This window comes from Pleionea sp. WD8-19 (genome assembly GCF_055326765.1).
Genome location: NZ_JBUZOU010000002.1, coordinates 197,257 through 219,973 on the forward strand (window position 1 = coordinate 197,257; position 22,717 = coordinate 219,973).

16 protein-coding genes are annotated in these 22,717 nt (G+C 43.3%); 4 read left to right on the forward strand and 12 right to left on the reverse strand.

Annotation, left to right across the window (positions count from 1 at the left end; genetic code table 11):
* Positions 1–141: 141 nt before the first annotated feature.
* The 7 genes from ACTUJY_RS03475 to ACTUJY_RS03505 form a co-directional block, all read right to left on the reverse strand.
* Positions 142–1,353, reverse strand: a complete 1,212-nt coding sequence (locus ACTUJY_RS03475; protein ID WP_463614665.1) for a BaiN/RdsA family NAD(P)/FAD-dependent oxidoreductase — start codon at positions 1,351–1,353, stop codon at positions 142–144.
* A 562-nt stretch (positions 1,354–1,915) separates the two neighbouring features.
* Entirely contained in the window at positions 1,916–4,243 is a 2,328-nt protein-coding gene (locus tag ACTUJY_RS03480) for a xanthine dehydrogenase family protein molybdopterin-binding subunit (RefSeq protein ID WP_463614666.1), read from the reverse strand.
* A gap of 71 nt (positions 4,244–4,314) precedes the next feature.
* Positions 4,315–4,770 carry a (2Fe-2S)-binding protein gene (locus ACTUJY_RS03485; protein WP_463614667.1) on the reverse strand — a complete coding sequence of 152 codons (456 nt, stop codon included), beginning with the start codon at positions 4,768–4,770 and terminating at the stop codon, positions 4,315–4,317.
* Entirely contained in the window at positions 4,767–5,423 is a 657-nt protein-coding gene (locus ACTUJY_RS03490) for a nucleotidyltransferase family protein (RefSeq protein ID WP_463614668.1), read from the reverse strand. Before ACTUJY_RS03490 ends, ACTUJY_RS03485 begins: the two co-directional genes overlap by 4 nt.
* A gap of 5 nt (positions 5,424–5,428) precedes the next feature.
* Positions 5,429–6,430 carry an XdhC family protein gene (locus ACTUJY_RS03495; protein ID WP_463614669.1) on the reverse strand — a complete coding sequence of 334 codons (1,002 nt, stop codon included), beginning with the start codon at positions 6,428–6,430 and terminating at the stop codon, positions 5,429–5,431.
* On the reverse strand, positions 6,427–6,897 hold the full coding sequence (locus ACTUJY_RS03500; RefSeq protein ID WP_463614670.1) for an iron-sulfur cluster assembly scaffold protein: 471 nt from the start codon (positions 6,895–6,897) through the stop codon (positions 6,427–6,429). The genes ACTUJY_RS03495 and ACTUJY_RS03500 overlap by 4 nt, the downstream gene beginning before the upstream one ends.
* Positions 6,898–7,018: 121 nt before the next feature.
* Complete coding sequence (locus ACTUJY_RS03505; RefSeq protein ID WP_463614671.1) at positions 7,019–8,683, reverse strand: diguanylate cyclase; 1,665 nt, start codon at positions 8,681–8,683, stop codon at positions 7,019–7,021.
* Between the two features lie 223 nt (positions 8,684–8,906).
* On the opposite strand from ACTUJY_RS03505, the gene ACTUJY_RS03510 reads away from it, so the two are divergent.
* Complete coding sequence (locus ACTUJY_RS03510; protein WP_463614672.1) at positions 8,907–9,323, forward strand: VOC family protein; 417 nt, start codon at positions 8,907–8,909, stop codon at positions 9,321–9,323.
* 151 nt (positions 9,324–9,474) lie between these two features.
* Here ACTUJY_RS03510 and ACTUJY_RS03515 read toward each other — a convergent pair whose 3' ends face one another.
* Entirely contained in the window at positions 9,475–11,217 is a 1,743-nt protein-coding gene (locus ACTUJY_RS03515; RefSeq protein ID WP_463614673.1) for a diguanylate cyclase domain-containing protein, read from the reverse strand.
* Positions 11,218–11,356: 139 nt separating this feature from the next.
* Between ACTUJY_RS03515 and ACTUJY_RS03520 the strand changes: the two genes are divergently transcribed.
* Complete coding sequence (locus tag ACTUJY_RS03520; protein ID WP_463614674.1) at positions 11,357–12,982, forward strand: hypothetical protein; 1,626 nt, start codon at positions 11,357–11,359, stop codon at positions 12,980–12,982.
* Between the two features lie 198 nt (positions 12,983–13,180).
* Positions 13,181–14,911 (forward strand): PhoX family protein, encoded by a 1,731-nt coding sequence (locus ACTUJY_RS03525; protein ID WP_463614675.1) that lies wholly within the window; start codon positions 13,181–13,183, stop codon positions 14,909–14,911.
* 112 nt (positions 14,912–15,023) lie between these two features.
* Here ACTUJY_RS03525 and ACTUJY_RS03530 read toward each other — a convergent pair whose 3' ends face one another.
* From ACTUJY_RS03530 to ACTUJY_RS03540, 3 genes are all read right to left on the reverse strand, one after another.
* Positions 15,024–16,268, reverse strand: coding sequence for a CaiB/BaiF CoA transferase family protein (locus tag ACTUJY_RS03530; protein WP_463614676.1), 1,245 nt, complete (start codon positions 16,266–16,268; stop codon positions 15,024–15,026).
* Between the two features lie 130 nt (positions 16,269–16,398).
* The gene (locus ACTUJY_RS03535; RefSeq protein ID WP_463614677.1) at positions 16,399–19,155 is read right to left on the reverse strand and encodes an immune inhibitor A domain-containing protein; all 2,757 of its coding nucleotides are present in this window, start codon (positions 19,153–19,155) and stop codon (positions 16,399–16,401) included.
* A complete protein-coding gene (locus ACTUJY_RS03540; protein ID WP_463614678.1) occupies positions 19,155–19,451 on the reverse strand; it encodes a hypothetical protein in 297 nt (98 codons plus the stop codon). The genes ACTUJY_RS03535 and ACTUJY_RS03540 overlap by 1 nt, the downstream gene beginning before the upstream one ends.
* A 320-nt stretch (positions 19,452–19,771) precedes the next feature.
* On the opposite strand from ACTUJY_RS03540, the gene ACTUJY_RS03545 reads away from it, so the two are divergent.
* Complete coding sequence (locus ACTUJY_RS03545; protein WP_463614679.1) at positions 19,772–20,434, forward strand: alpha/beta hydrolase; 663 nt, start codon at positions 19,772–19,774, stop codon at positions 20,432–20,434.
* A gap of 93 nt (positions 20,435–20,527) precedes the next feature.
* Here ACTUJY_RS03545 and ACTUJY_RS03550 read toward each other — a convergent pair whose 3' ends face one another.
* Positions 20,528–22,675 (reverse strand): EAL domain-containing protein, encoded by a 2,148-nt coding sequence (locus ACTUJY_RS03550; protein ID WP_463614680.1) that lies wholly within the window; start codon positions 22,673–22,675, stop codon positions 20,528–20,530.
* Positions 22,676–22,717: the final 42 nt, after the last annotated feature.

Consider the following 22,717-nt stretch of genomic DNA (forward strand, 5'->3'; position numbering starts at 1 on the left):
AGCTTCTCGTTTTTTAAGTTCTTGGTTCTAAAAAATGCGATGAACCTTACTGGGTATCAACCGATCGGTTATCGTTTCGTACCTATGATTTAGAGCTTGTTGACCTCGCTCCCGCTCTCCGCTTCGCCGATAAAATCGGTACTAAACATTCTGCCCGGCAACCCAACCGGATGACCAGGCCCACTGAAAATTAAACCCACCCAAATGACCGGTTACGTCCACTACTTCACCAATAAAAAACAACCCCGGGATCGACTTGGTCATCATGGTTTTCGATGACAATTCATTGGTATCCAAACCACCTAATGTTACCTCAGCGGTTTTATAGCCTTCCGTACCCTGTGGATAAACAGTCAACGCCGACAGCTTATCCGCTATAGCTTCCAGCTCTTTATTTGCCATTTCAGCCATGACTTTTTCACCCACATGAGTACCTTTATCATGAGCGGAATCGGTTAACCAATACTTTATCATATGAGTGACTAGCCGCTTTGTGAATCGTTTACTGAGCACCGTTTTTAATTGATTTTTGGCAGCTGTTTGCTTTTGCTCCAATAACCAATCGAAAAGACTTTCATCGGGCGACAAATTCAATATGACGGGTTCTCCCAGCTTCCAATAAGAAGATACTTGCAAAATCGCAGGGCCGCTTAAACCTTTATGCGTATACAACAGGGCTTCTTTAAAACTACGATTGCCGCAGGAAGCGATCACATCCAAACTATTTCCCGCCAATTCTAATGCCTGCTGTTGCCAGCGCTGATTCATCACAAAAGGTACCAGTGCCGCCGAAGTCGGTAACACTTTCAGCCCTAACTGTTTCGCAAATTCGTAACCGAAGCCATGGGGCCCCATTGAAGGAATACTGAGACCACCTGTTGCAATGACCAAGGCGCCCGACTCAACGGCTTGCCCATTGGCTTTTAATCGAAAATGTTGCGCACCCACTTCAATTTCCGTGGCTTTGCATTGCGTTTGAACGTCTACGTTATAACGATAGCATTCCGTTAATAGCAGTTGAACGATATCTTTTGAGCTGTTATCGCAAAAAAGCTGCCCCAAAGTCTTCTCGTGATAGGGGATCTGGTGACTCGCCACCAGCTCGATAAAATCCCATTGTGTGTATTGATTCAGGGCCGATTTACAGAAATGGGGGTTCGCGGAAAGAAAATTGTCAGCCTCGGTGTACATATTGGTGAAATTGCAGCGGCCACCGCCAGACATCAGTATTTTGCGTCCTACTTTGCGTGCTTGTTCAATCACCAATACGGATTTGCCGCGCTTTCCGGCCTCTATGGCGCACATCAGGCCAGCGGCACCGGCTCCGATGATGGTTACATCGTATGATTTCATTCAATTTTGAGTATTTTTGGGGTATGCGGAGGATATCGGAAGGTGGGGTTTGGCTCAATAGTGTTTTATTTGGTTTCGCACCGCTGCGCTTGCGTGCGAGTCACTTTTGTCAGTCGATACAAAAGTAACCAAAAAGTCTTTGACGCTCGCCGCTGTGGCAAGAGATCTGAGTTTGGAAGTATCACATACAAATTGAAACAACAGAGTTGCAGGACGATTGCTGTCGCTACTGGCTAAGACTCCATCTCAATTGTTTGTAATGCCTAAGCTTCCAGAAGACTCTGATTTTAAAAAGTCTACGAAGCCCAGTTTGATCACTTGCGACAGCATTCATCCAGCGAATCGAGCCGAGCAGTAATAATCTTGTTTTTCGGTCAATTCGGAGCAAGTGCCACAGCGGCTAGCGTAAAGCTTTTTTGGTTACTTTTGCAGCGCTTGGCAAAAGTGACTCGCACGTAAGCCTTAGCGGTGCGAAACCCAAAACGCAAAACCCAAAACCCAAAACCCAAAAACCGAAAACCGAAAACCGAAAACCGAAAACCGAAAACCCAAAATCAAAAAACTAAACCAAAATCCCATGCTTATACAAAGGCAACTCCCGGTACCTCTTCCCGGTCGCCGCGAAAACCGCATTACAAATAGCTGGAGCCACTGGAGGAACACCCGGCTCACCGACACCTCCTGGAGGCGCATCATTGATAATCACATCCACATGAGTCTTCGGCACATGGTTCATACGCGCAATTTGATAATTATGAAAATTACTTTGCTGAACAACACCTTGTTTGGAGGTGATTTCTCCGAATAACGCAATCGAAATTCCAAACACTGCCGCACCTTCCATTTGCGCCTTCACGCGTTCTAAATTCACAACCGTTCCGGCATCACACACCATCCAAATATTTTCAAGCTTCAGTTTGTTGTTTTTCGATTTTGATACTTCTACAACAGTCGCCACATAAGAGGCAAAACTGCGATGCGCTGCAATTCCCAAAAAACGATTTTTTGCACGCGCGTTTTCCCAATGGGCATTGTTGGCCGCTCGTTCCACGACACGCTTTAACCGAGCGGTATCGATTGGATAGCTCGTAATATTTTCACCGTAGTTTCCATATTTAGCTTGCTCTTGCGACAAATCAATATGGCGATCACGGCCAATCAACTGCAATAAAAAATCTTTTGAGTCCTTTCCGGCCTGTTGCGCGAGTTCATCGGCAAAACTGCAGGCGGCAAACGCATGATTAATATTCGTTACTGAACGCAGCCAACCAATACGATGATGTGCCTGTGCTTTTCCGCTGGCGCAACGCACGTTGGCAATGTCGTAAGGCATATCGATTAAACCAAGATCGGCTTCGCTACCGAGTTGATCCGCTCCTTTTTGAAACGTAGAACTGATTGTCGGCTCGGCGACATGATGTTGCCAGGCGGTAACGTTTTTACGATTATCGAATCCTGCCTTGAGTTGCTGATAACTTTCGGCGTGGTAGTAACCTTGTTGAATTTCATCTTCACGCGTCCATACCACTTGTACCGGATAACCCTGCTTTTTCGCTAATACCGCAGCTTCCACGACAAAGTCTGCTTTCGATTTACGGCCAAACCCACCGCCGAGCAGAGTCACATAAATGTCGATATTTTCTCGCTTAACGCCCGTAATTTGCGCTACGGTATTTTGCGCACCTTGTGGTGCTTGGGTCGAAGCCCAAATTTTAAAACGTCCTTCTTTAAATTCCGCCGTTGCCATGGGTGGCTCCATTGGCGCATGGATCAAGGTCGGCACGTAATATTCCGCACTATGGGTAGTTGCCGCATTTTCAAACGCCTGGTCGGTGCTTCCTTTTTGTCGTAAGACCTGATCGGCATTGGTGCAACTTTGCTTCAGGTCTTGTTTTTGTTGAGTCGAATCATGCGTTCGATGTTCACTCCACTGCCATTCAATATTAAGCTGCTCTCGCCCTTTCATGGCCGCCCAGGTATTTTCAGCAATCACCGCAACACCCCCCAGTGGCTTATACAGGGGGGGCTCTTGTAAGTTATCCAACGCAACCACATCAATCACACCTTTCACTTTTTTCGCAGCGGCCGCATCAAAAGCTTTTACCTGACTGGCCAAAACCGGAGGACGCGCAATTACGGCAACTTTCATACCGTCAAGACGAACATCAATTCCAAATGTTGTATTTCCTGTTGCTATCGCATTACCATCAATCAATGGCACTTTTTTATTCTGATTGATGTAAGTAAAATCTTTGCTGTTTTTAAGAGCCACTGATTCTTTGTTCGGCATATCTAATTTGGCTGCGTCGGCAACTAGTTCACCAAAAGACATTTTTTTTCCAGATACCGAATGATGGATAAATGACTTTTTAGCCGAGCATTCTGCTACGGGAACACGCCATCGATTAGCTGCCGCTTGTTCTAACATGTTCCGAGCACTTGCCGCTGCCTGGCGTAACAGATAATAAAAGTTTCGAATGGATCGCGAACCGTCTGTATTCTGGCTACCGTATTTGGCATCTGCTAAGGCTTGCTCGACTTGAATGTGTTGCCAGTCAACGTCCAACTCGTCAGCAATGATCATAGGAATACTGGTACGAATGCCTTGTCCCATTTCCGAACGATGACAAATCACCGTCACGGAATTATTCGCTGCGATTTTAAGATACACATTAGGTTGAAACTCAGCATGCCCCGCAGAAGAATCCGCCCACTTCATAGGCGATGCACTAAGGGACGGCATTTGCAACGCAATCACCAGGGATCCACTTCCAATCCCTAACGTTTTTAAAAATGAACGTCGACTGACATTAGACAGGGCAATGGAATTTGTGACATCGGAATGAAGCCCTTGTGACTCATGCTGAAAAATTCTTTCGAAGTAATTCATATTGCCCTCGGTTAATTATTTATTTAATTTTTAATCCGTTCATCTAGAACCCATAGGCTACTGATAACGTTTTATTTTGCTTTTTCTGCCGCCAAGTGAATTGCTTTACGAATGCGCTGATAAGTCCCACAACGACAGAGATTTCCCGACATCGCGTTATTAATATCTTCATCGGAAGGACTGGCATTTTTCGCGAGAAGTGCAGCGGCGCTCATAATTTGCCCCGACTGACAATATCCACATTGCGGTACATTCATCTCTAACCAAGCTTGTTGTACCGGATGGTCACCCTCTTTCGATAACCCTTCAATGGTAGTAATCGATTTACCCTCCGCCGCCGAAACGGGTAATGTACACGAACGCATCGCTTCGCCATTGACATGGACCGTACACGCTCCACATAACGCCATGCCACAACCGTATTTGGTTCCGGTCATATTCAACTCATCTCGCAATGCCCAAAGTAAAGGCATTTCTGGCTCAACGTCGAGCTCCGTTTTTTTACCATTGATCATTAAACTAATCATAAAGCCACTCCATGATGTTTCAGGTTTTTTTTGTGATTCAAAGGATGGTTTTTTAAATAAATCAAATGTTCAGGCGTATCCAAGTCATAGGCAGTTTCCATTACTGGAACCTTCTGCACGCGCTCAATTTCATTTTCCACAAGCGTTCGCGCGCCTTGCTCACCTGTTAATTGTTGTAGCGATTTAAATAATCTTCTTGGGAATAAAACAGGTGGACACAAACTTTTTCCTTTAGCAATAGCAATGCAATTGGGCTGTGTTTGCCAACTTTGAATGATCGATAGCAAAGCATCTTTAGAAATCCTCCATTGATCCACCAACAATATTAATGCGCCATCAAAGTTATCGGTTAATTGTGATACACCACTCGCAATAGACTGCCCCATTCCCAATGACCAGTCGTCGTTAACTAATTTTGTTACCGAGGAAAAATTCACTAACGCGCTAATTTCATTTTTATAAGCACCTAACACACAAAAAAGCTCACCTTCAATGTTTTGTTGTTTAACATGCAGTTTTACAGCTTGTAAAAGATCAAGTTGTCGCTGAATTAAATACTGCCCATTGAGCCGAACCAGCTGTTTGGGCTTTCCGAGCCTTTTCGACTCTCCAGCAGCAAGTAACAAAAAGGCAATTTTTAGACTCTCGCTCATAAGCTTCAAGCATTCCGTTCCTTTCTATTAGCAACGACACAAAGCTGAATTTGCGCCAATATCGAAAGTGCAATGGTCGCTGGGTTATCAGCACCGATATTTAATCCAACCGGGCCAAAAAGTCGATCAGCCACATCACGCTCAGTCAGCTTTAACTCATTCAGCAGTTTTTGTTTGCGTTTATTCGGCCCTAATAAACCAATGTAGGTTATATTAGTCTGCAATAATTGCTTAAGAAAGTTTAAGTCCTGCGTTAAATGATGAGTCATTATTATGGCGGCATCAAAAGATTGACACTCCGTATGGTGGATATTTTCTGCGCGCACCTGACGTTTATTTTCACAAGTCCGAAACGCAGCTTGCTGTAAATACGCTTTGCGGTGATCCCAAAGTGCAATGTTCCAGCCAAGTTCTTTGGCCATATTATAAAGCGGTACAACATCTGGCCCTGCCCCACAAATCAATAATCGCAAAGCAGGATTTACCGGAATCGCCAGCTGACCATGAGATTGCGATAATGACGACAATTCATTGGGCTGATTGCGTTGAAAAGGCGCTGACACATCGTTGGATGGATGCGGTAACCATTCGTTTTGAGTGGGCTCGCCTTCTGACAATTTCAACCGCCAAAAACCGTGTTGATGCTCTGACAACTTTTGTAATAACTCGTTAAATCCCAAATGGTGGTTTTCAGGTGTCAGTGGCTGCAATAAAATCTCTAAAGCGCCTTCGCAGCCTAACCCTAGCCCCCATACGATATCGTCTTCATTGCGTAAATCGTATGTGAGCAACGTTTGCTTTTGATCGACCAAACACCGATCAGCGTGTAGCCGAATGTCTTCTTCTAAACAACCACCGCTAAGTAACCCATAACAGTTTTCACCCTCAATCAACATCATGGCGCCAGGCTTTCGATAAGTCGAGCCTTGAGTACCCACAATGGTTGCCAACACATAGCTCTGTTGTGGCTTAAAGACTTTTTGAAACAATAACCAATCTTGATTCATACACTTAAACACTCGTCCAACTTGTTGTGATCGGCGACGTCATGAAAAGAGGTGGAGCCTCCTTCTTTAGCAATTAAGTCTTGTAACGCTCGCCAAGGCAGCCATGCACACTGCTTACGCACCGGATATTGTTTCACCATTGATAATGGGGCAAAAGCGGTTGATATTGCGCACTTGCCAATAAGCGCCTTATCTAAATGCTCGGCAAACTCTTGCGCTCTTTCAAGCGTTAGTCCTTGCAATTTTTCACACATTAGCGAAGCCGACGCACGACAAATTGCGCAAGACTCACCGCTAAACTCGATGTGTTGAATGACTCGATTTTTAATCAACATTCCCAACGTTAACTCGTCACCACAAAACGCATTACTTTCGGAAGACTGAATCGGTAAAGAAACAGAGTCGACCCAGCCAATAGGCTGTTTATGATGCCGCATTAATATTTCGCTGTATAAGGAATGCTCCAAAATACGTTAGCCCTAGTTTTGTTGCTTTTCTTTGCAGAAAACTACCAAGTTAACGCAATAATGGCAATCAGAAAAGATCGACAGACGGTTTCAGGTATCATTTTTGAAACTTTGCTAATCGCTAAGACGCCTTCGCCATACGGGAAGCAATACAGTTTCGCCCAGCATCCTTACAGGCGTACAACGCCAAATCCGCATTTTGAACCAGTTCCGCCTGGCTGATGGTCGCGCTAAAGCTACTCACACCGAAGCTACAAGTCACTCGGCCAACGGTATCATGGACGAAATGAGCAACTTCGCTGCGAAGCTTTTCCGCGAGCTGCATACACTGATGCTCACTGGAACCAGCGGAGATAATCATAAACTCTTCGCCTCCCCAGCGACCTAAAATATCGGTACTTCTTATGTTTTCTTTCAGAATTTTCGCAACCGTTATGAGGACTTGGTCACCTATTTGATGACCGTAAGTATCGTTGACACGTTTAAAATGATCGATGTCGATTAAAATAATCGAGAGCGCAGCCGGATAACGATCAACGCGTTGAAACTCATCATGTAGACGTTTATCCAAAAACCGACGGTTATAGAGCCCGGTCAATTGATCGGTCACCGATAAAGCTTCTAACTGTCGATTTTTGTTTTCCAAGTCCCCTTTCAACTCTTCCAAGTGAATGTTTGATTGCTGCAACCTTTCATGAGCCAATTGTATTTTATGGTTAAACCGTGACAACTCGCGATAACGAAAAATTAATACCAACAAAACACCGGCCACCGTTAAAACAATCACTTCTCGATAATACAGCTCAAAAAATCCGGGCTGCCGATATTGAATTTGAACATCACCTGATAGATTTTCTTGAATAGAAGGCCAGCGTTGAAGCTGCCGCCAATCGTAATAACGTCCATGGTAAAACTTTTTCATCTGCTCTTCGTGCTGCTCAACAAACGCTTGCGGATCAAGTACAATTTCTGCAGCAAGTTTTCCGACCAATGTGCCATCCAACAAATATCCACCGATCACACCAGAGCCCATCAATGTAGACCATAAGGTAAATACGGGAACGCTCGATGTTTCGGTAATCAATTTAGCGACATCGTAAGGAATGTATTGATTGCCTTCTGCGTCTTGAAAAATAAGAAGGTATACCGCACTGCTATCGTCGGGATCTAATTCACTCAGTTTGGATTGAAGCTGTTCAGGTGTCCAGCCAATCCAAAGCTCTATATTCCGGCCCGGCTCTATTTGATGAATCGCTTCGGTTAAATTATTAATACGGTGCTGCGCCCCTAATCCCGAGCCAGCCACCAAGTACAAGGTTTGATAGGGATTAACCGCCAACAACTCCTTTGCCACGGCCGCGTAATCCAAATTTACCGGTATTATTACTGAGTCCAGCTCATTCGCGACTTGGCTTTGTTCGGGATTAAGAATCAATAGCTGACTCTTAGCAAAGGTATTGTGGTATTCGAGCAGCAACTGAACGGCCCATTCGCTCTCAACAATAACGTAATCCAGTTTCGTATTTTGGTATTTTCGACTTAAATACTCATGAAAGTTTTCAAGATGCTCCTGGGTCGGAAACCTCGCAGCGTCCAAATATTCGACAAAGACTTCTGCACTCGATCCTTCACTTTGAATGTGCTGCTTGAATCCCCGTTCAACTTCCTTTTGCCATGGCAGTTCACTGTGCCAAGAAAATAGCAGAAGCACATTGATATCTTTAACATGACCGGCTTGCAGAGATTGCGACAGCAGAAACAGCAAACCCACCGTTATTATTCGCATACTTCACCCACAGCAAAACAAAGACTTAGGTATCAGTCGGCATAGGATTTGGCTACTCGACACCTACCTCTTTATCTCATATTCCAATATTAACTATAGCTGATGGCGCGCAGATTTCGTTCGGATTGCCCCTATTCAATCACACTTTACCTCTAACCATTTGAAACTTATAAAGTTTATGTTTATTGTTGACACTCTTAGATTCGGCAAAAATGAGCCCAATATGAAATACCTGCATTCCATGATACGTACCCGAGATCCCGAAGCGTCACTGCGCTTTTATTGTGAAGGCTTGGGCCTTAAGTTAATCAGGCGTAAAGACTATCCTGATGCAAAGTTTAGTCTTTACTTTGTTGGAGAAAGTGAAAACGGTCCAATGATCGAATTGACCCACAATCATGACGATCGAGAATACGTTAATGGCGATCAGTTTGGTCACTTGGCTTACGAAGTAGACGACATCTATACGCTTTGCCAGCACTTAGCCGATTTAGGCGTCACTCTTTTAAGGCCACCACGCGACGGACGTATGGCCTTTGTTAAAGATCCGAATGGGATATCCATCGAGTTACTGCAGAAAGGTTCACCCTTGCCTCAGCAAGCGCCGTGGAAGGACATGCTCAGCACGGGCAGTTGGTGATCACTTTAAATTTAGAAGGCACATCAAAAATTGAGGATTATTTTATTTATTAAGTTGAGAAATGTGAGAGAGCAGCATTCGCACGAAGAATGAACGGCAACGACCGCTCGTTTCACATTTTTTTGAGCGCAATAAGGAGTCAAAAACGAATTTAGGGTTCTTTGGTTTTAGAAAACAATTGAAATCGATTTTTACCGGCTCGTTTCGCATCGTACATCGCAATGTCCGAATTTCGAGTCAATGACGTGTAGTCAGTACCGTCTTGAGGATACACCGCAATCCCAATACTGAACGTTGTACGTATTTTTTCGCGATTAATAATAAAGGGCTTTTTAAGCGCAGCAACAATTTGTTGCGCCACTTGCTCGGCATCTTCATCGCTGGATATTTCCGGCACCCAAACAGCGAACTCATCCCCGCCTAGTCGACAAATTGTATTGGCACCACGAATCGCTTCGGTCATTCGACCGGCAATTTCGTAAAGTAAATGATCACCCGCTGAATGGCCGTAGGTGTCATTAACCAGCTTGAAATTATCGAGGTCAAGAAACAGTAAGCCATGTTTATGACTAAAGTCTGACTCCATCAAGTTTCGATTGACAATACGCTGAAATCGGGTGCGATTCGGAAGGCCCGTTAACGGGTCATAATTCGCTAAACGTTCGAGTCGCTGCATGGCCACCGCTCGCTCTGTAATATCCCGAATGGCTAGCATAACCGAAGGTTTGTCATTGTATTGAGAATGATGAAACTGAATATCAACAAACTTCTCAGTACCAACTTGAAGTAATTGCAAATTAGTAATTTCTTTATCTTTATTTTGAATGGCGCTGAAAATAGACTTTAAAGATGCCTTGGAAAATAAGCTTTCTAATTGGGCACCCTCGATATGTTCATGATCCATATCAAATAAAATTTCGGATGCACGGTTCGCGCTAACAATAGAGTCATCCTGTAAAATAATAATAGCATCGAAAGTAGCATCACTGAGCTCTCGCCAACGCCTTTCACTTTCTTGCAGTTCCTGCTCAACTCTTTTACGCTCTGCAATTTCTTTGGTTAACTGCTTTACATTTTCCGATAACTGTTTTTTTGTGGATTCCAAACTTCGAGCGTAAGCTAATAATCGTTGTTGCACAACGCCTTGAAAATTGCTGTCGCTACTTTCCTGATCGAACACACTGCTTTTCGCGGGCATAAACGCAAGCTGTTGATCGGTAATATTCAGTTCCGGATGACGACCGATAAAGTCTTCAATTTTATCTTCGATCACATGCGGCTGCGCCATTAAGAACAGACAGCTTTCCTGCTCCAATGAGCGACAGGTTAACTCTCGGGCTTCTAGCGGAATCCCAAAACTCTCCTGACACCACCCGCTGGAATAACCCGCATTCATTACGCAAACCGGATGTTCCACTGCAATACCGTTGGTTAACCAAGCGTCGCACTCGAAGGAATATGGGTGCTTATATACGAGGCAATAATCTTCATCAGGAGATGGATTCGACTCTTCGAGAATATCGACAAATGCCCAGCCGGAATAAGCGAAATGTATGGGGCCTGCCGATAATTTCGCAATGGGATCGGTCAAGTCCATGGTGGCATGAAACTTTCGCGCATCAGACTGCCCTACCGCGTGAGCAAGTTCATACAAAATACTGGCAGAAAACAGATCCGCACTTTTATGGTGCTCAACACCAAAAATTTTTCGCACCAATTGAAAAAACTCAACCGAAAAGGCAGCACCTCGCACTAATACATAGCGAGAACCATGAATTTCAATCGAGCCCTGCTCCGGATTCGCATTTTGTTGCTCAAAAAATTGTTTGACTTTTTGTTCTGCTTCTTCAAAAAGCGGTGCAAAAACATCCGGTACTTTTACTGTTTTTAGCATGTGAATTACTTTTAAACCTCGCCACATGGTCAATTCAAGTGCTTACTTACTCTAATAAACACTTGGCCATCAAGTTTAATCTAACTGTCACAGTTTGAGATTAGAGTATCTGTTTCAAAAATGAAAGTCTGTATTCTGTATGCAAATTAAAATAATCGCACTTATCGCATTAAGCGTTTTACTGCATGGCTGCAACAATACTTTACTCCCCGAAGTAGCACCAGAGCAACGAGTACCAGTAAATGACGAACGGATCCTCAACAATGAAGCAACGGTTCCCCCCATGTGCTACACCAAAACCGAGCAAAAATTTAATCCTTGTTATGTCTGTCATCAGGCCTATAAGAAAAAAGACGACCGGTATCGTTACAATCAATTGAGTGACTTTGGGTTACAAGGTAGTTATTTATTCTCCGATGTCGGTATGAAAAACCATTGGCAAAACCTGTTTATCAACCGCGAAAAGTGGATAAGTCGTATTTCCGATGAAGCCATTATTGAATACATTAATCAAGATAACTATTCCGATTTATCGCCCCGTTTATTAGCTCAAAATTGGCAGGGGTTCATTCCCGATTTAACCAACTATCAAAAAGGAAAAGTAGCATTCGATCAACAAGGTTTTGCTAAAGATGGCAGCGGTTGGGTAGCTTTCAATTACAAACCACTTCCGAGCACTTTTTGGCCAACCAACGGTTCTACCGACGATGTGCTTTTACGGCTTCCAGTTCAGTTTCGCCAAAAAAACGGCACAGAGTCGAACACCATTTACCATCTGAACTTATCGTTGCTAGAGCTCAATATTAAACAACTCAAAAGTATCGACATCTTTCCAGTAGACGAAAAAAGTCTAAATCGAGATATCGATGGAGATGGAGCGCTTCGTTCAAATGTACAGAAATTGATTGCGCAACCTTATTATTTTGGAGACGCCAGTGATCACCAACGGATTCCACAGCAATATCCCAAAGGTGTAGAAATCATGCACTCTGTTCGCTACCTTGGCATCAGTCAGAACGGTGAGATAACGGTTCCACAAAGAATGAAAGAACTTCGCTATATGACGAAATTCCGAGAACTTACCAATGCCGATATTGATAATCGATACCGTCGCGAACGTAAAGAGAAAGTTGAAGAAGAGTTACCCAACTTTGTGTATCACGGCGATAATGGCTTCGAAAATGGATTTGGATGGCGATTGCAATCGTTTATTGAAGATTATAATGGACAACTTCGCCCTCAAAGTTATGAAGAGTCCATGTTTTGCATGGGCTGTCACAGTGCAATTGGCAGTACGATCGACCACACCTTTTCTTTTCCACGTAAAGTTACAGGTGCAATGGGTTGGGGCTATATGAACTTGAAAGGAATGAACGACGCACCATCGATAAGTGAGCCAGGAGGTGAAATCATTAACTACTTTAAGCGCGTTGCTGGAGGTAACGAGTTTCGTGAAAATTCAGAAATAAAAGCGTTGTGGTTTAAGCCCGATGGCTCATTGAAACTTGATAAGCTGAGTTCCGCTGATGTATACCAACTCATAACGCCGTCCCCAAAACGCGCATTAAAGTTAAATAAAGCCTATACCTATATTGTTCGTCATCAGTCCTATATTTTTGGTAGAGATGCAAACTCATTAGCAATGAACAATGTACACAAAGCAATCAGTGACAATCAAATTCCGCTGTCCATTGATCATCGAGTAATGAGCTGGGATATTCGCCTAGATTGGTCTGCACATAAAAATCCAAATGATACTAAATAGTTGAACCTTTGTGAGTTATCCAAATAAGAAGTGGGTCACTCTTGAGCGTTTTTTGCTGCACTTATGTCAAAGTTTCTAGAAGCTTTGCAACAAATCAGTCACTTATTATTCAAAAATGTTTTTTTTAACCGTTACAAATATTTAATGACTGTCATTTAAGTTAACGCTCTGCGATATTAACTCAATTGGAAAAATAAAATGAACACGTTTCAATCATTATTCATGAAGAGCGCATTGCCTATTATCGTCGTTTCCGGTCTGTTTTTAACAGGGTGTGCTGAAGAGGGTTCGACTGGCCCCGAAGGTCCGCAAGGTGAACAAGGTGTAGATGGGCAAGACGGACGAGACGGACAGGACTTAACAAAAGTCAGTCGATTGGTTCGGATTGCAACCGTAGCAACAGGTGCCGAAGTTACCGGTATGTACAAAACAGATAACGGAGAACTTTTTTTTAACGTCCAACACCCTGCAGATGATCTTCCCTTTCCAGAAAATAACGCTGCGGTGGGTGTCGTTGCTGGGTTAGATATCGACAATCTGGATCCCAAGCTTGAATCTATTCCCGTTCCAACGTTGGGGTCACCCGAATCACAAACAACACAAGTTATTGTGGGTAGCTATCAGGCCCTCGCACGTGCTGATGACACCATGGCTGGCGCATTACCTTTTGGTATGGGAGGTATTATCAATGCGATGAACGATACAGAGTTGAAACAGTCACAAGATCCTGACTTTAATGCTTTCATACCGACATCTGCGGATGGAACCAACGGTTTACTTTTTACAGCTTGGGAAGACCGACCTGGCTCAATGACACGCCTTACCATCAATAAAAACATCAATGATGGTACATGGAACATTACGGATGCCATCAACGTCGATTTCTCTAGCGTATTCGGAACCATGATTAATTGTTTTGGTACGGTTTCTCCCTGGGGAACGCCTTTAACATCCGAAGAAAATTACGAAGCGGAAAATACGGTTCGGTGGAATGATGTCACCTACAGTACTGGCTACCCAAATTACGCAGATGTTCAATTGCTGCAGCAGTATTTGGGTGGGACGTTTCCAAATCCCTATCATTACGGTTACATCGTTGAGATAACCGAGCCGCAAGCAGCGTCACCTGTTCCAGTAAAACATTTTACACTGGGGCGCTCCGCTCATGAAAATGCGGTCGTAATGCCCGACCGAAAAACGGTTTATCTTACGGATGATGGCACTGACAAAGCGTTCTACAAATTTGTTGCGGATATCGCGGGTGACTTAAGCTCAGGCACTCTATACGCTGCAAAACTGTATCAAGATGCAACATCAGATATTACAAAAGCCGGTTTCGATATTGTATGGATTGAGCTGGGCAGTTCAAACAATACTGAAATTGCAGGTTGGATAGCCGAATACGATGGCATTGACGAAACCGACTATGTTGAAGGACAAACCAACTACATTACCGATCAAGAAATTCAAGACTGGGCAATCAATGGTACCGGCGACGACCGTTATGCATTTTTAGAAACTTTACGTGCTGCAGAAGCAAAAGGCGCTACTACGGAATTTCGAAAAATGGAAGGTATAGTCATCAACCACAACGGTGCAGCAAACAATACCATTCCGTTTATGTACGCAGCTATGTCTGCTGTTGAACGAGGTATGAGCGACTCTGAAGGAGATATTCAACTGGAACAAAACAAATGTGGTGTAGTTTATCGATTGGGTCTCGAAGCGGATTACGATGTCTATCGCATGGATCCTGTTGTCGTTGGTGGTCCATATGACAGCGAAGCGACCTCGAATAAATGTTTGGTAGACAACATTTCTAATCCGGACAACCTACTCGTTCTGAATGATGGCCGAGTGTTGATCGGAGAAGATACCGGAAATCATGATAACAATATGATCTGGGTTTATAACCCTGATGGAGAATAAACTGAGTACCTCATTGTAAATGGAGTTCGCTGAAAGACGCGTTTTACTCAGCTTTCAGTGAGCTACAATAATGCACCCGATGTCAAAAAAGAAAAGTGAATCGACAACCTACTTATTCGGCGCCCTTTGTTTTATCTTTAATGACTTTTTTTCTAACGAGTTCTTCAATGCTTTTTTCACTCACCCCTGCAGCTCGAAGTACCGATAAGGTATCTTCACCTAATTGTGGCGGCGCTTTTTTATATTCAACAGTCGATTCAGAAAAGTTTACCGGGTTTGCCACCTGCTTTAAGGTTGACGACGTTAAAAATGGCATATCAAACACCATCTTTCGGTGTTGGATTTGAGGTTCGTCGAAAACGTTATCGAGGGTATTGATTGGAGCACAGGGTACTTGCCTGGCTTCCATTTGGTCTAGCCAATATTTACTTTCGTACGCCTTTAATTTGGGCTCAATCAATGCAATCAGCTCATCTCGATGAGCAACGCGTTGTTGATTGGTTTGAAACCGAGAGTCTTCGGCCCATTGAGCGCAATCTAGCGCATCGCAAAACCGTTTAAATTGGCGGTCATTACCTATCGCTAACATCACATAACCATCTTGGGTTGCAAAAGCCTGATAAGGAACAATATTCGGATGGGCAGTACCTTGGCGTTTCGGAACTTGCCCTCCAACCAGATAATTCATATTTTGGTTGGCAAGCCAAGCAACCTGCGTATCGAGCAACGCAAGATCGATGTATTGACCTTTTCCGGTTTGCTCTCGGTAGTACAACGCCGCTGTAATCGCAGAAACAGCGTACATGCCGGTCATTAAATCAGCCACGGCAACACCCACTTTTTGTGGTCCGCCACCTGGCAATTGATCGCGCTCACCGGTAATACTCATCAAGCCCCCCATTCCTTGAATGATGGCGTCGTAACCAGGCCGATTGGCGTAAGGGCCCGTCTGACCAAACCCCGTAATGGAACAATAAATAATTCGCGGGTTAAGTTTTTTCAAAGTGTCATAATCGAGATCGTACTTTTTCAATCCGCCCACTTTGAAGTTTTCGACAAAAATGTCGCTTTCTTTTATCAGCTCATGGATTAATGCTTGCCCTTCTCGCTGAGTGATATCGATTGCAATGGATTGCTTGCCCCGATTTGCGGATAAGTAATAGGCAGACATTTCGGTTTCTTCACCTTCAAGCGATGTAAAGTAAGGGGGTCCCCAATGGCGTGTGTCGTCACCGCCTTGCGGGTTTTCTACCTTAATCACCTCCGCGCCGAAGTCGGCCAATACTTGAGTGGCCCAAGGACCCGCTAAAATACGGCTGAGATCGAGTACACGTATACCTTGTAATGGTCCTGACATGGTTTTAAGTTCTAGGCTTAGTTATGAAGGAATTGTAACTGCAGTTACTGTTTTGGTCATGTTTTCTGAATGGAGCAAAGAACAATTGTAAAAAAATGCCGGCAGTTGCCGGCATTTAAATGGTTTATTTTTATTTACGCTTTAAGTATAAGCCGAATAACCCCAGCAACATAAACAAAGGCATGCTTCCACCACCACTTCCACCACTGGAAGCGGGGGCCGTTACGGTTACCGATTTACTGGTAGTATTCGAATTATTTTGTGCGTCAGTAACCGTTAATTGAACGGTATAAGTTCCCGCCGCGCTGTAAGTATGAGATGGAGACTGCACGGTGCTCGAGTTGCCGTCACCAAAGTTCCAGCTGTAGGTTAACGCGCCGCTTCCACCTGTCGTTGAGTTTGTAAATGTTGCCGTTAAATCACTCACAGTGAATGAAAAATTAGCAACCGGTAAGTTAGCCGCAGGCTCTGTCACCGTTACAACTTGCGATGAAGTATGTGTTTCATTATTTGCGTCAGTCACCGTTAATGAAATATTGTAATCGCCGGCACTTGCATAAGTATGCTGTGGCGACTCTTCGGTGCTTGAATTGCCATCACCAAAGTCCCAAGCGTAGCTTAATGTTCCTTCACCACCCACAGAGTTGTTGTTTAACGTAACTGTTAAATCACTGACAGCAGTACTGAAAGAGGCAGAAAGAGGAACAGCCACTTTACGCAGTTGAACGCTTGAAGTTGAGTTATCACCTGATTGACTCAACACTTCCATTTCGAATCCATTGACGGTAAGAATGATTCCAGCTTGAGGAGAAGTGGGCTTCGAGTAATCATCAGAGTCTCTAAAAATCGAATTTCCAGTGGCTTGAAATGCCGCATCTCTTAACTGATTGGTAGAGGAACCCGTCGAAGTGCTAAGTCCAGCATCAATAACACCGATTAGTCCGTAACCGGGGTGATTTCCAACATCATTATCGGTATAGGCATCGTTTCTCAACCAAACAACAACGCCAGGAACATAGCTACGTGAACTTAATCCTGCATCAACACCATTATGACTTCGAAGCTGTAAATAGTAATTTTGAGGCATACCGGTATAAGAGTTTTGAATGCGACTGAACCCGTTGTAGTTAAACGAATTGTCAGACTCAGCGCCATCTTGTAACACACTGTTTCCATCCGCAGTGATACTAAAATCATCAGCGGCAAAACCATAGCCACCGGTATTGGTGTCCGTTCGATACTCAAACTCTATGGTAATGGATTGACCACTGAATGAAGTTAAGTCAAAAGATAAATCGACCCAACCTGCATCACCTTCGGCACCCGAAATCGTTGAAGATTTATCCGAAATGTAATTCGAGACATCACTATAGCCAGCGTACTGGCCCGTATAAGGATTTGTTGCGTTCGTATGGTTTCCAGCAATCGGTGTACCATTGACTTTTACCATCACCAAGTCCCAATCTTTCTCTATATCCCAATGTGCTTTCATTGCGAACGTAATGGAAGAAGCAGAAGGTAAAGTCACATCAAATGTCATTGTGTTATTTAAGTTATTCCCTTGACCAGAATAAAACTGATAACTCCCTGTATAAGGCTCATAAAAGCTTTCACGAGGACCAGGAACATTCACACGAATTTGATTGGTTTCTGCAGAAGTATGATTAACCGCTTCGACTAACGTATGAGTTTGCGCACCGGTTTCTAGCTCATCGAGTTCAATCGTCAACTGATCAATCCAGTCACCACCAAACTTTCCTTGTAAGTAGTCTCGTCCATAAGGGCTGAAGCCGACAGGTTGAGTTCCTGAAAGCGTGCCAGCCCAACTACCCATAGACATAACCGACCAAATGCCAACAGGGGAGCCCTCACCAGTATAAGTCGTGTCGTATTCATCGGGTAACCCCAAGTCATGTCCAAATTCATGTACCACGACTCCAGCAGCCGCATCTATAGGCTGAACGGTATAGCCAAAAAGTTTGATACCCGAATTATCGACACTCTCTCCCATAGTATTAAAGTTTCCGGTCTGATTGACGAAAAATCGATGAGACCAAATCGCATCGTCACCTAAACTTCCGCCTCCGGCTTCTTCGCCAATACTAGAGTGATACACCATAACATGATCAATAAATCCATCTGCTTCGTTTAAGTTTCCATCTCCATCGCGATCATAAGGATCTTCCAAATCGAATTCGCTCAGATCGATTCCGTAAGTTGCTACCGCTTTAGTCACGGCTTCGGTAATTAACTCTCCAGGCCGGATATCGTTATCGTTATTGTCAGCGTCGTTTGCGCCGTAGTAACTCGCATTATTATCAGCAGTTACCCAACCGAAGGTTTCACCAGTAAAGAAAAACGTATTTCCAGACTCCGCTTGATAAAATTGGTAACCCGACATTAAATTCTGACCACTGGGGCCTTCGTATCCGGTAGGTGAAAACTGTAAATCTTGATAATGCTGAACGTTATAATCAGCGTAATACATATCGGTATCAGAAGAACTTAACCCATTATCGTTATAACGCAAATTAGGAAAGTCGATAAGAACCGATAAAACTTTAACCGTCGTATTGGCGGTTTTTGATGATTTATGAAGGCTTCCTTGTTTATTTTTCAGCGCAACGACTTCCCTTTTTGCCAACTCAGTCGGTTGTACATAAATTTTAGTTTTTGACAGGTAGTTGTTTAACGCAGCTTGTTTTTCAGCATCACTGGCATCGAATGATAATTCACCACGCTTAGTTAACCAATAAATAATACGCTCTTCATTAACAACGCCAGGATCCTTCACATGAGTCGCTTGAAGAGTTGAGTCAGCCAAAGAACTCAGCGACGTGGTCGCCAATGCCGCTGACATAATGATATTCAGACTGGATTTTTTCATCATGACTTACCTTTATTGCAATTTTGAAACTGTGTATTTTTTTTACGAATGTGTTCGCGAATCACCTGCTCTTTTTCCGATTTTGACATGTTGTCATTAATCAGCCCTTTTTCTGTCAACAAGGGTTCAAGCTTCCAGATATTTTTTACGGGAGGAGGTGCGGAACAATTCACAATGGGGGCCGGTTTTGTTGGTTCGGATTCGAACGAATTAACCGAAGATTCTTCGCTGGTTGTTTGACAGGCAGAAAGAGAAAGACCTGTGGCCAGCAAACATGCTACTACTCGAAAACTCATGTTTACCTATCTTTGCTTGAGATAAAGGCTAATTATACAACTGAATCAGTGGGTTACATCTGTTAAATAATACCGTTTTTAATGTGTAAATCTTCACACATCTGTGATTAAAAATCATTCACTCTTTGTATACAATACGGGTCTCAAAGCAAGTTTGAAAGTACTTATTCTTTATTTTCAATTGGTTAGGTAGTACTACTCCCTGTTTACACACTAAAAAGTTAAAAACATTAAAGTAAGCCTTTTTGTTATACTTTCGAAAATTATCAAAGAAATCACTGCCTTAACAGTGAAAACCGCATAAAGATGAAGGCAATCGCATGAACTTACTCCCACACGAAACTGTAGAAACACACACTCAACCCGATGCCAGCGTGATCTGGTTACACGGATTAGGCGCCGATGGTAATGACTTTAAACCCATAGTGCCGGAGTTGGAGTTACCTGAAAATGCAGCAGTCCGATTTATTTTTCCTCATGCACCGTCCATTCCGGTGACCATTAATAACGGATTCGTTATGCCGGCATGGTTCGACATTCTTGATATGAATATTGATCGCAAAGTCGACAGTGAGCAACTTTTAAAGTCCGCCGCGCATGTTATAAATTTTGTTGAGCATGAAGTTAATCGTGGTATTGCTTATGATCGAATCGTTATTGCAGGGTTTTCCCAAGGTGGTGCCGTTGCATTGCAAGCTTTGCTCAGCTATCCACACAAGTTAGCGGGCTTACTAGCGCTATCCACTTACTTCGCAACACATGAAAGTATTAACTACCATGACGCAAACAATAATACTCCTATTGAAATCCATCATGGAATTTACGATCCCATTGTGCCCGTAGCATTAGGAGAAAAGAGCTACCGAATTTTGCACACGCGCGGATACCCGGTAGAATACAGAACGTACCCAATGGAGCATTCGGTATGCCCACAGCAAATTCGAGATATGGGAAGGTGGTTTGAGAAAGTTTTAACACGTTAAGTTACGAGTTGCGAAAAAATGATAAATTTTCACTTAGTACTGTTAACCTCTGCTTGACAATACTTAACTTGCAGCTCGGCTCTTGTCGCTTTTTTAATGGCGCTCTTGAATATACGTTTCGAACACCTCCGGCTCTATGGGTCGATTGTAAAAATAACCTTGAACTACATCACAGTGGTGCGCTCGCAAAAAGTCAACATGTTGCTGAGTTTCAACGCCTTCGGCAATAACACTGAGCTCTAAACTGTGCGCCATATTAATAATGGCTTTAACAATCGCCTGATTTTGTTTACTTTCACCTAGAGCCTGAATAAACGACTTATCAATTTTTAAATTATCAATAGGCAATTGTCGCAAATAGCTTAATGATGAATAACCAGTACCAAAATCATCGATTGATAATCGTACACCCAGATCATGAACCGAATTAAGAATGTCGATGGTCATTGATGGGTCCTGCATCATCATACTCTCTGTAACTTCGAGCTCCAAACAGTTTGCGGGAAGTCGACTTTTCTTCAATATTTCTTCGACCAACTGTGGCAAATTCGCACTGTACAGCTGTCGCATCGATAAATTGATTGCTACCCTTTCGCCATTGTGCATCAATTGATTTTTCCGCCAATATTGCATTTGTTTACAACCGGCTTTCAATACCCACTCGCCGATGGCAAGTATTAAGCCCATTTCTTCCGCTTTCGAAATAAATTTATCGGGATAAACAAGCCCATTTTGCGAACTATTCCAACGTACTAAAGCTTCCATGCCTACCAGCTGATCGGTTTTCAAACACACTTTGGGTTGATAGTGCAGTGTAAAATGTTGTGCATTTACCGCTTCTCTCAAATCAGTTTCAAGTTTTAACGATTCACTCACTTCTTGCTGCATTTGCTCAGTGAAAAATTGATAATTGTTACGTCCGTTATCTTTCGCTTTGTACATGGCGATATCGGCATATCGCATCAACCCATCCACATCGTTAGCCGATGCAGGAAAAGTAGCGATTCCGACACTCGCACCTACAAAGACCTGATTGCCTTTGATGTAAAAAGGCTCAGACAGTGATTCAATAATTTTCTTTGCAACAATTGCGGCATTGCGCCCCATATGCACCGACTCAAGTAAAACCGTAAATTCATCACCGCCAATGCGACTAATGATATCACCATCACGAACACATTCTTTTAAGCGTTGCGCAGTCTCTTGCAACAAGCAATCACCTACTTCATGGCCAAGGTTATCATTCACCTGCTTAAAATGATCGAGGTCGATAAATAATAACGCCAAAAAATGATGATTACGTTCAGCCCGAGCTAATGCTTGCTCCAACATTCGAGCAAATGACGCTCTATTGACCAGCCCGGTTAAGACATCATACTGGGCCAAGCGCGCTAATTGCTCTTCCGTCTTTTTACGCTCTGTAATATCCTGAAAAGCGATCACCACACCAACAAACATACCATTGTCATCAATAGGCGTCGCAGTAAACTCTGCTGAAAACAGTTCTTTTTGCTTATTCCAAAACACACCCACGTTCTCAAAATGAGTATTTCCTTTTACACAATTTGCATAGACCGGGCTGTCATGCCATTTGGTATTCGGTGCTTTTGAATTCGACAAGCACATAATATCCATAATATTCTTGTTATCCAGTTCACCTTCATCATACCCCAACAATCGTTGCGCTGCCGGGTTCGAAAAAGTGACCTTTCCACGTTTATTCAAGCCTAATATTCCTTCACCCACCGAACGTAATAACAGATTATTTCGGTTTTCCAATCGTTGAATATCTTCCAAGGACTGCCGAATTTTAAATCGTTGTTGCTCAAGCTCGATAAATACTCTTACTTTACCAATTAATGCATGTGGTTTAACCGGTTTAAACAAATAATCCACAGCTCCCACATCATAGCCGCGAGACTCAAATTCATCATTTGGATCAGCCGCTGTAATAAAAATTATTGGTGTATAACGAGTGTCTTCATTAATACGCATCATCTCCGCAGTATCAAAGCCATCCATTATTGGCATCATGACATCCAGTAATACCACGGCAAAATTATGACGCATAGTTAACGATAAAGCATCTTGTCCAGAAGTCGCACTGTAAATTTGAGCGCCAACACTTTTTAAAATCTTTTCAATAACCCGGTGGTTTTCCAACCGATCGTCAACCACTAAAACTTTCGGTACTCGAGATGTCGATACCGTATCGTAATATGTTTCAACCACTGCTTGCATGATACGAACTCCTAATCAATAAACTCTTTCAAAGTCCTTCCC

What these genes read in the sequence shown, in the direction of transcription:
- ACTUJY_RS03540 (WP_463614678.1), bottom strand. Translation starts at nt 19,451, where the DNA reads ATGAGTTTTCGAGTAGTAGCATGTTTGCTGGCCACAGGTCTTTCTCTT.
- ACTUJY_RS03490 (WP_463614668.1), bottom strand. Translation starts at nt 5,423, where the DNA reads ATGAGCGAGAGTCTAAAAATTGCCTTTTTGTTACTTGCTGCTGGAGAG.
- ACTUJY_RS03480 (WP_463614666.1), bottom strand. Translation starts at nt 4,243, where the DNA reads ATGAATTACTTCGAAAGAATTTTTCAGCATGAGTCACAAGGGCTTCAT.
- ACTUJY_RS03550 (WP_463614680.1), bottom strand. Translation starts at nt 22,675, where the DNA reads ATGCAAGCAGTGGTTGAAACATATTACGATACGGTATCGACATCTCGA.
- ACTUJY_RS03525 (WP_463614675.1), top strand. Translation starts at nt 13,181, where the DNA reads ATGAACACGTTTCAATCATTATTCATGAAGAGCGCATTGCCTATTATC.
- ACTUJY_RS03495 (WP_463614669.1), bottom strand. Translation starts at nt 6,430, where the DNA reads ATGAATCAAGATTGGTTATTGTTTCAAAAAGTCTTTAAGCCACAACAG.
- ACTUJY_RS03535 (WP_463614677.1), bottom strand. Translation starts at nt 19,155, where the DNA reads ATGAAAAAATCCAGTCTGAATATCATTATGTCAGCGGCATTGGCGACC.
- ACTUJY_RS03515 (WP_463614673.1), bottom strand. Translation starts at nt 11,217, where the DNA reads ATGCTAAAAACAGTAAAAGTACCGGATGTTTTTGCACCGCTTTTTGAA.
- ACTUJY_RS03520 (WP_463614674.1), top strand. Translation starts at nt 11,357, where the DNA reads ATGCAAATTAAAATAATCGCACTTATCGCATTAAGCGTTTTACTGCAT.
- ACTUJY_RS03545 (WP_463614679.1), top strand. Translation starts at nt 19,772, where the DNA reads ATGAACTTACTCCCACACGAAACTGTAGAAACACACACTCAACCCGAT.
- ACTUJY_RS03485 (WP_463614667.1), bottom strand. Translation starts at nt 4,770, where the DNA reads ATGATTAGTTTAATGATCAATGGTAAAAAAACGGAGCTCGACGTTGAG.
- ACTUJY_RS03510 (WP_463614672.1), top strand. Translation starts at nt 8,907, where the DNA reads ATGAAATACCTGCATTCCATGATACGTACCCGAGATCCCGAAGCGTCA.
- ACTUJY_RS03530 (WP_463614676.1), bottom strand. Translation starts at nt 16,268, where the DNA reads ATGTCAGGACCATTACAAGGTATACGTGTACTCGATCTCAGCCGTATT.
- ACTUJY_RS03475 (WP_463614665.1), bottom strand. Translation starts at nt 1,353, where the DNA reads ATGAAATCATACGATGTAACCATCATCGGAGCCGGTGCCGCTGGCCTG.
- ACTUJY_RS03505 (WP_463614671.1), bottom strand. Translation starts at nt 8,683, where the DNA reads ATGCGAATAATAACGGTGGGTTTGCTGTTTCTGCTGTCGCAATCTCTG.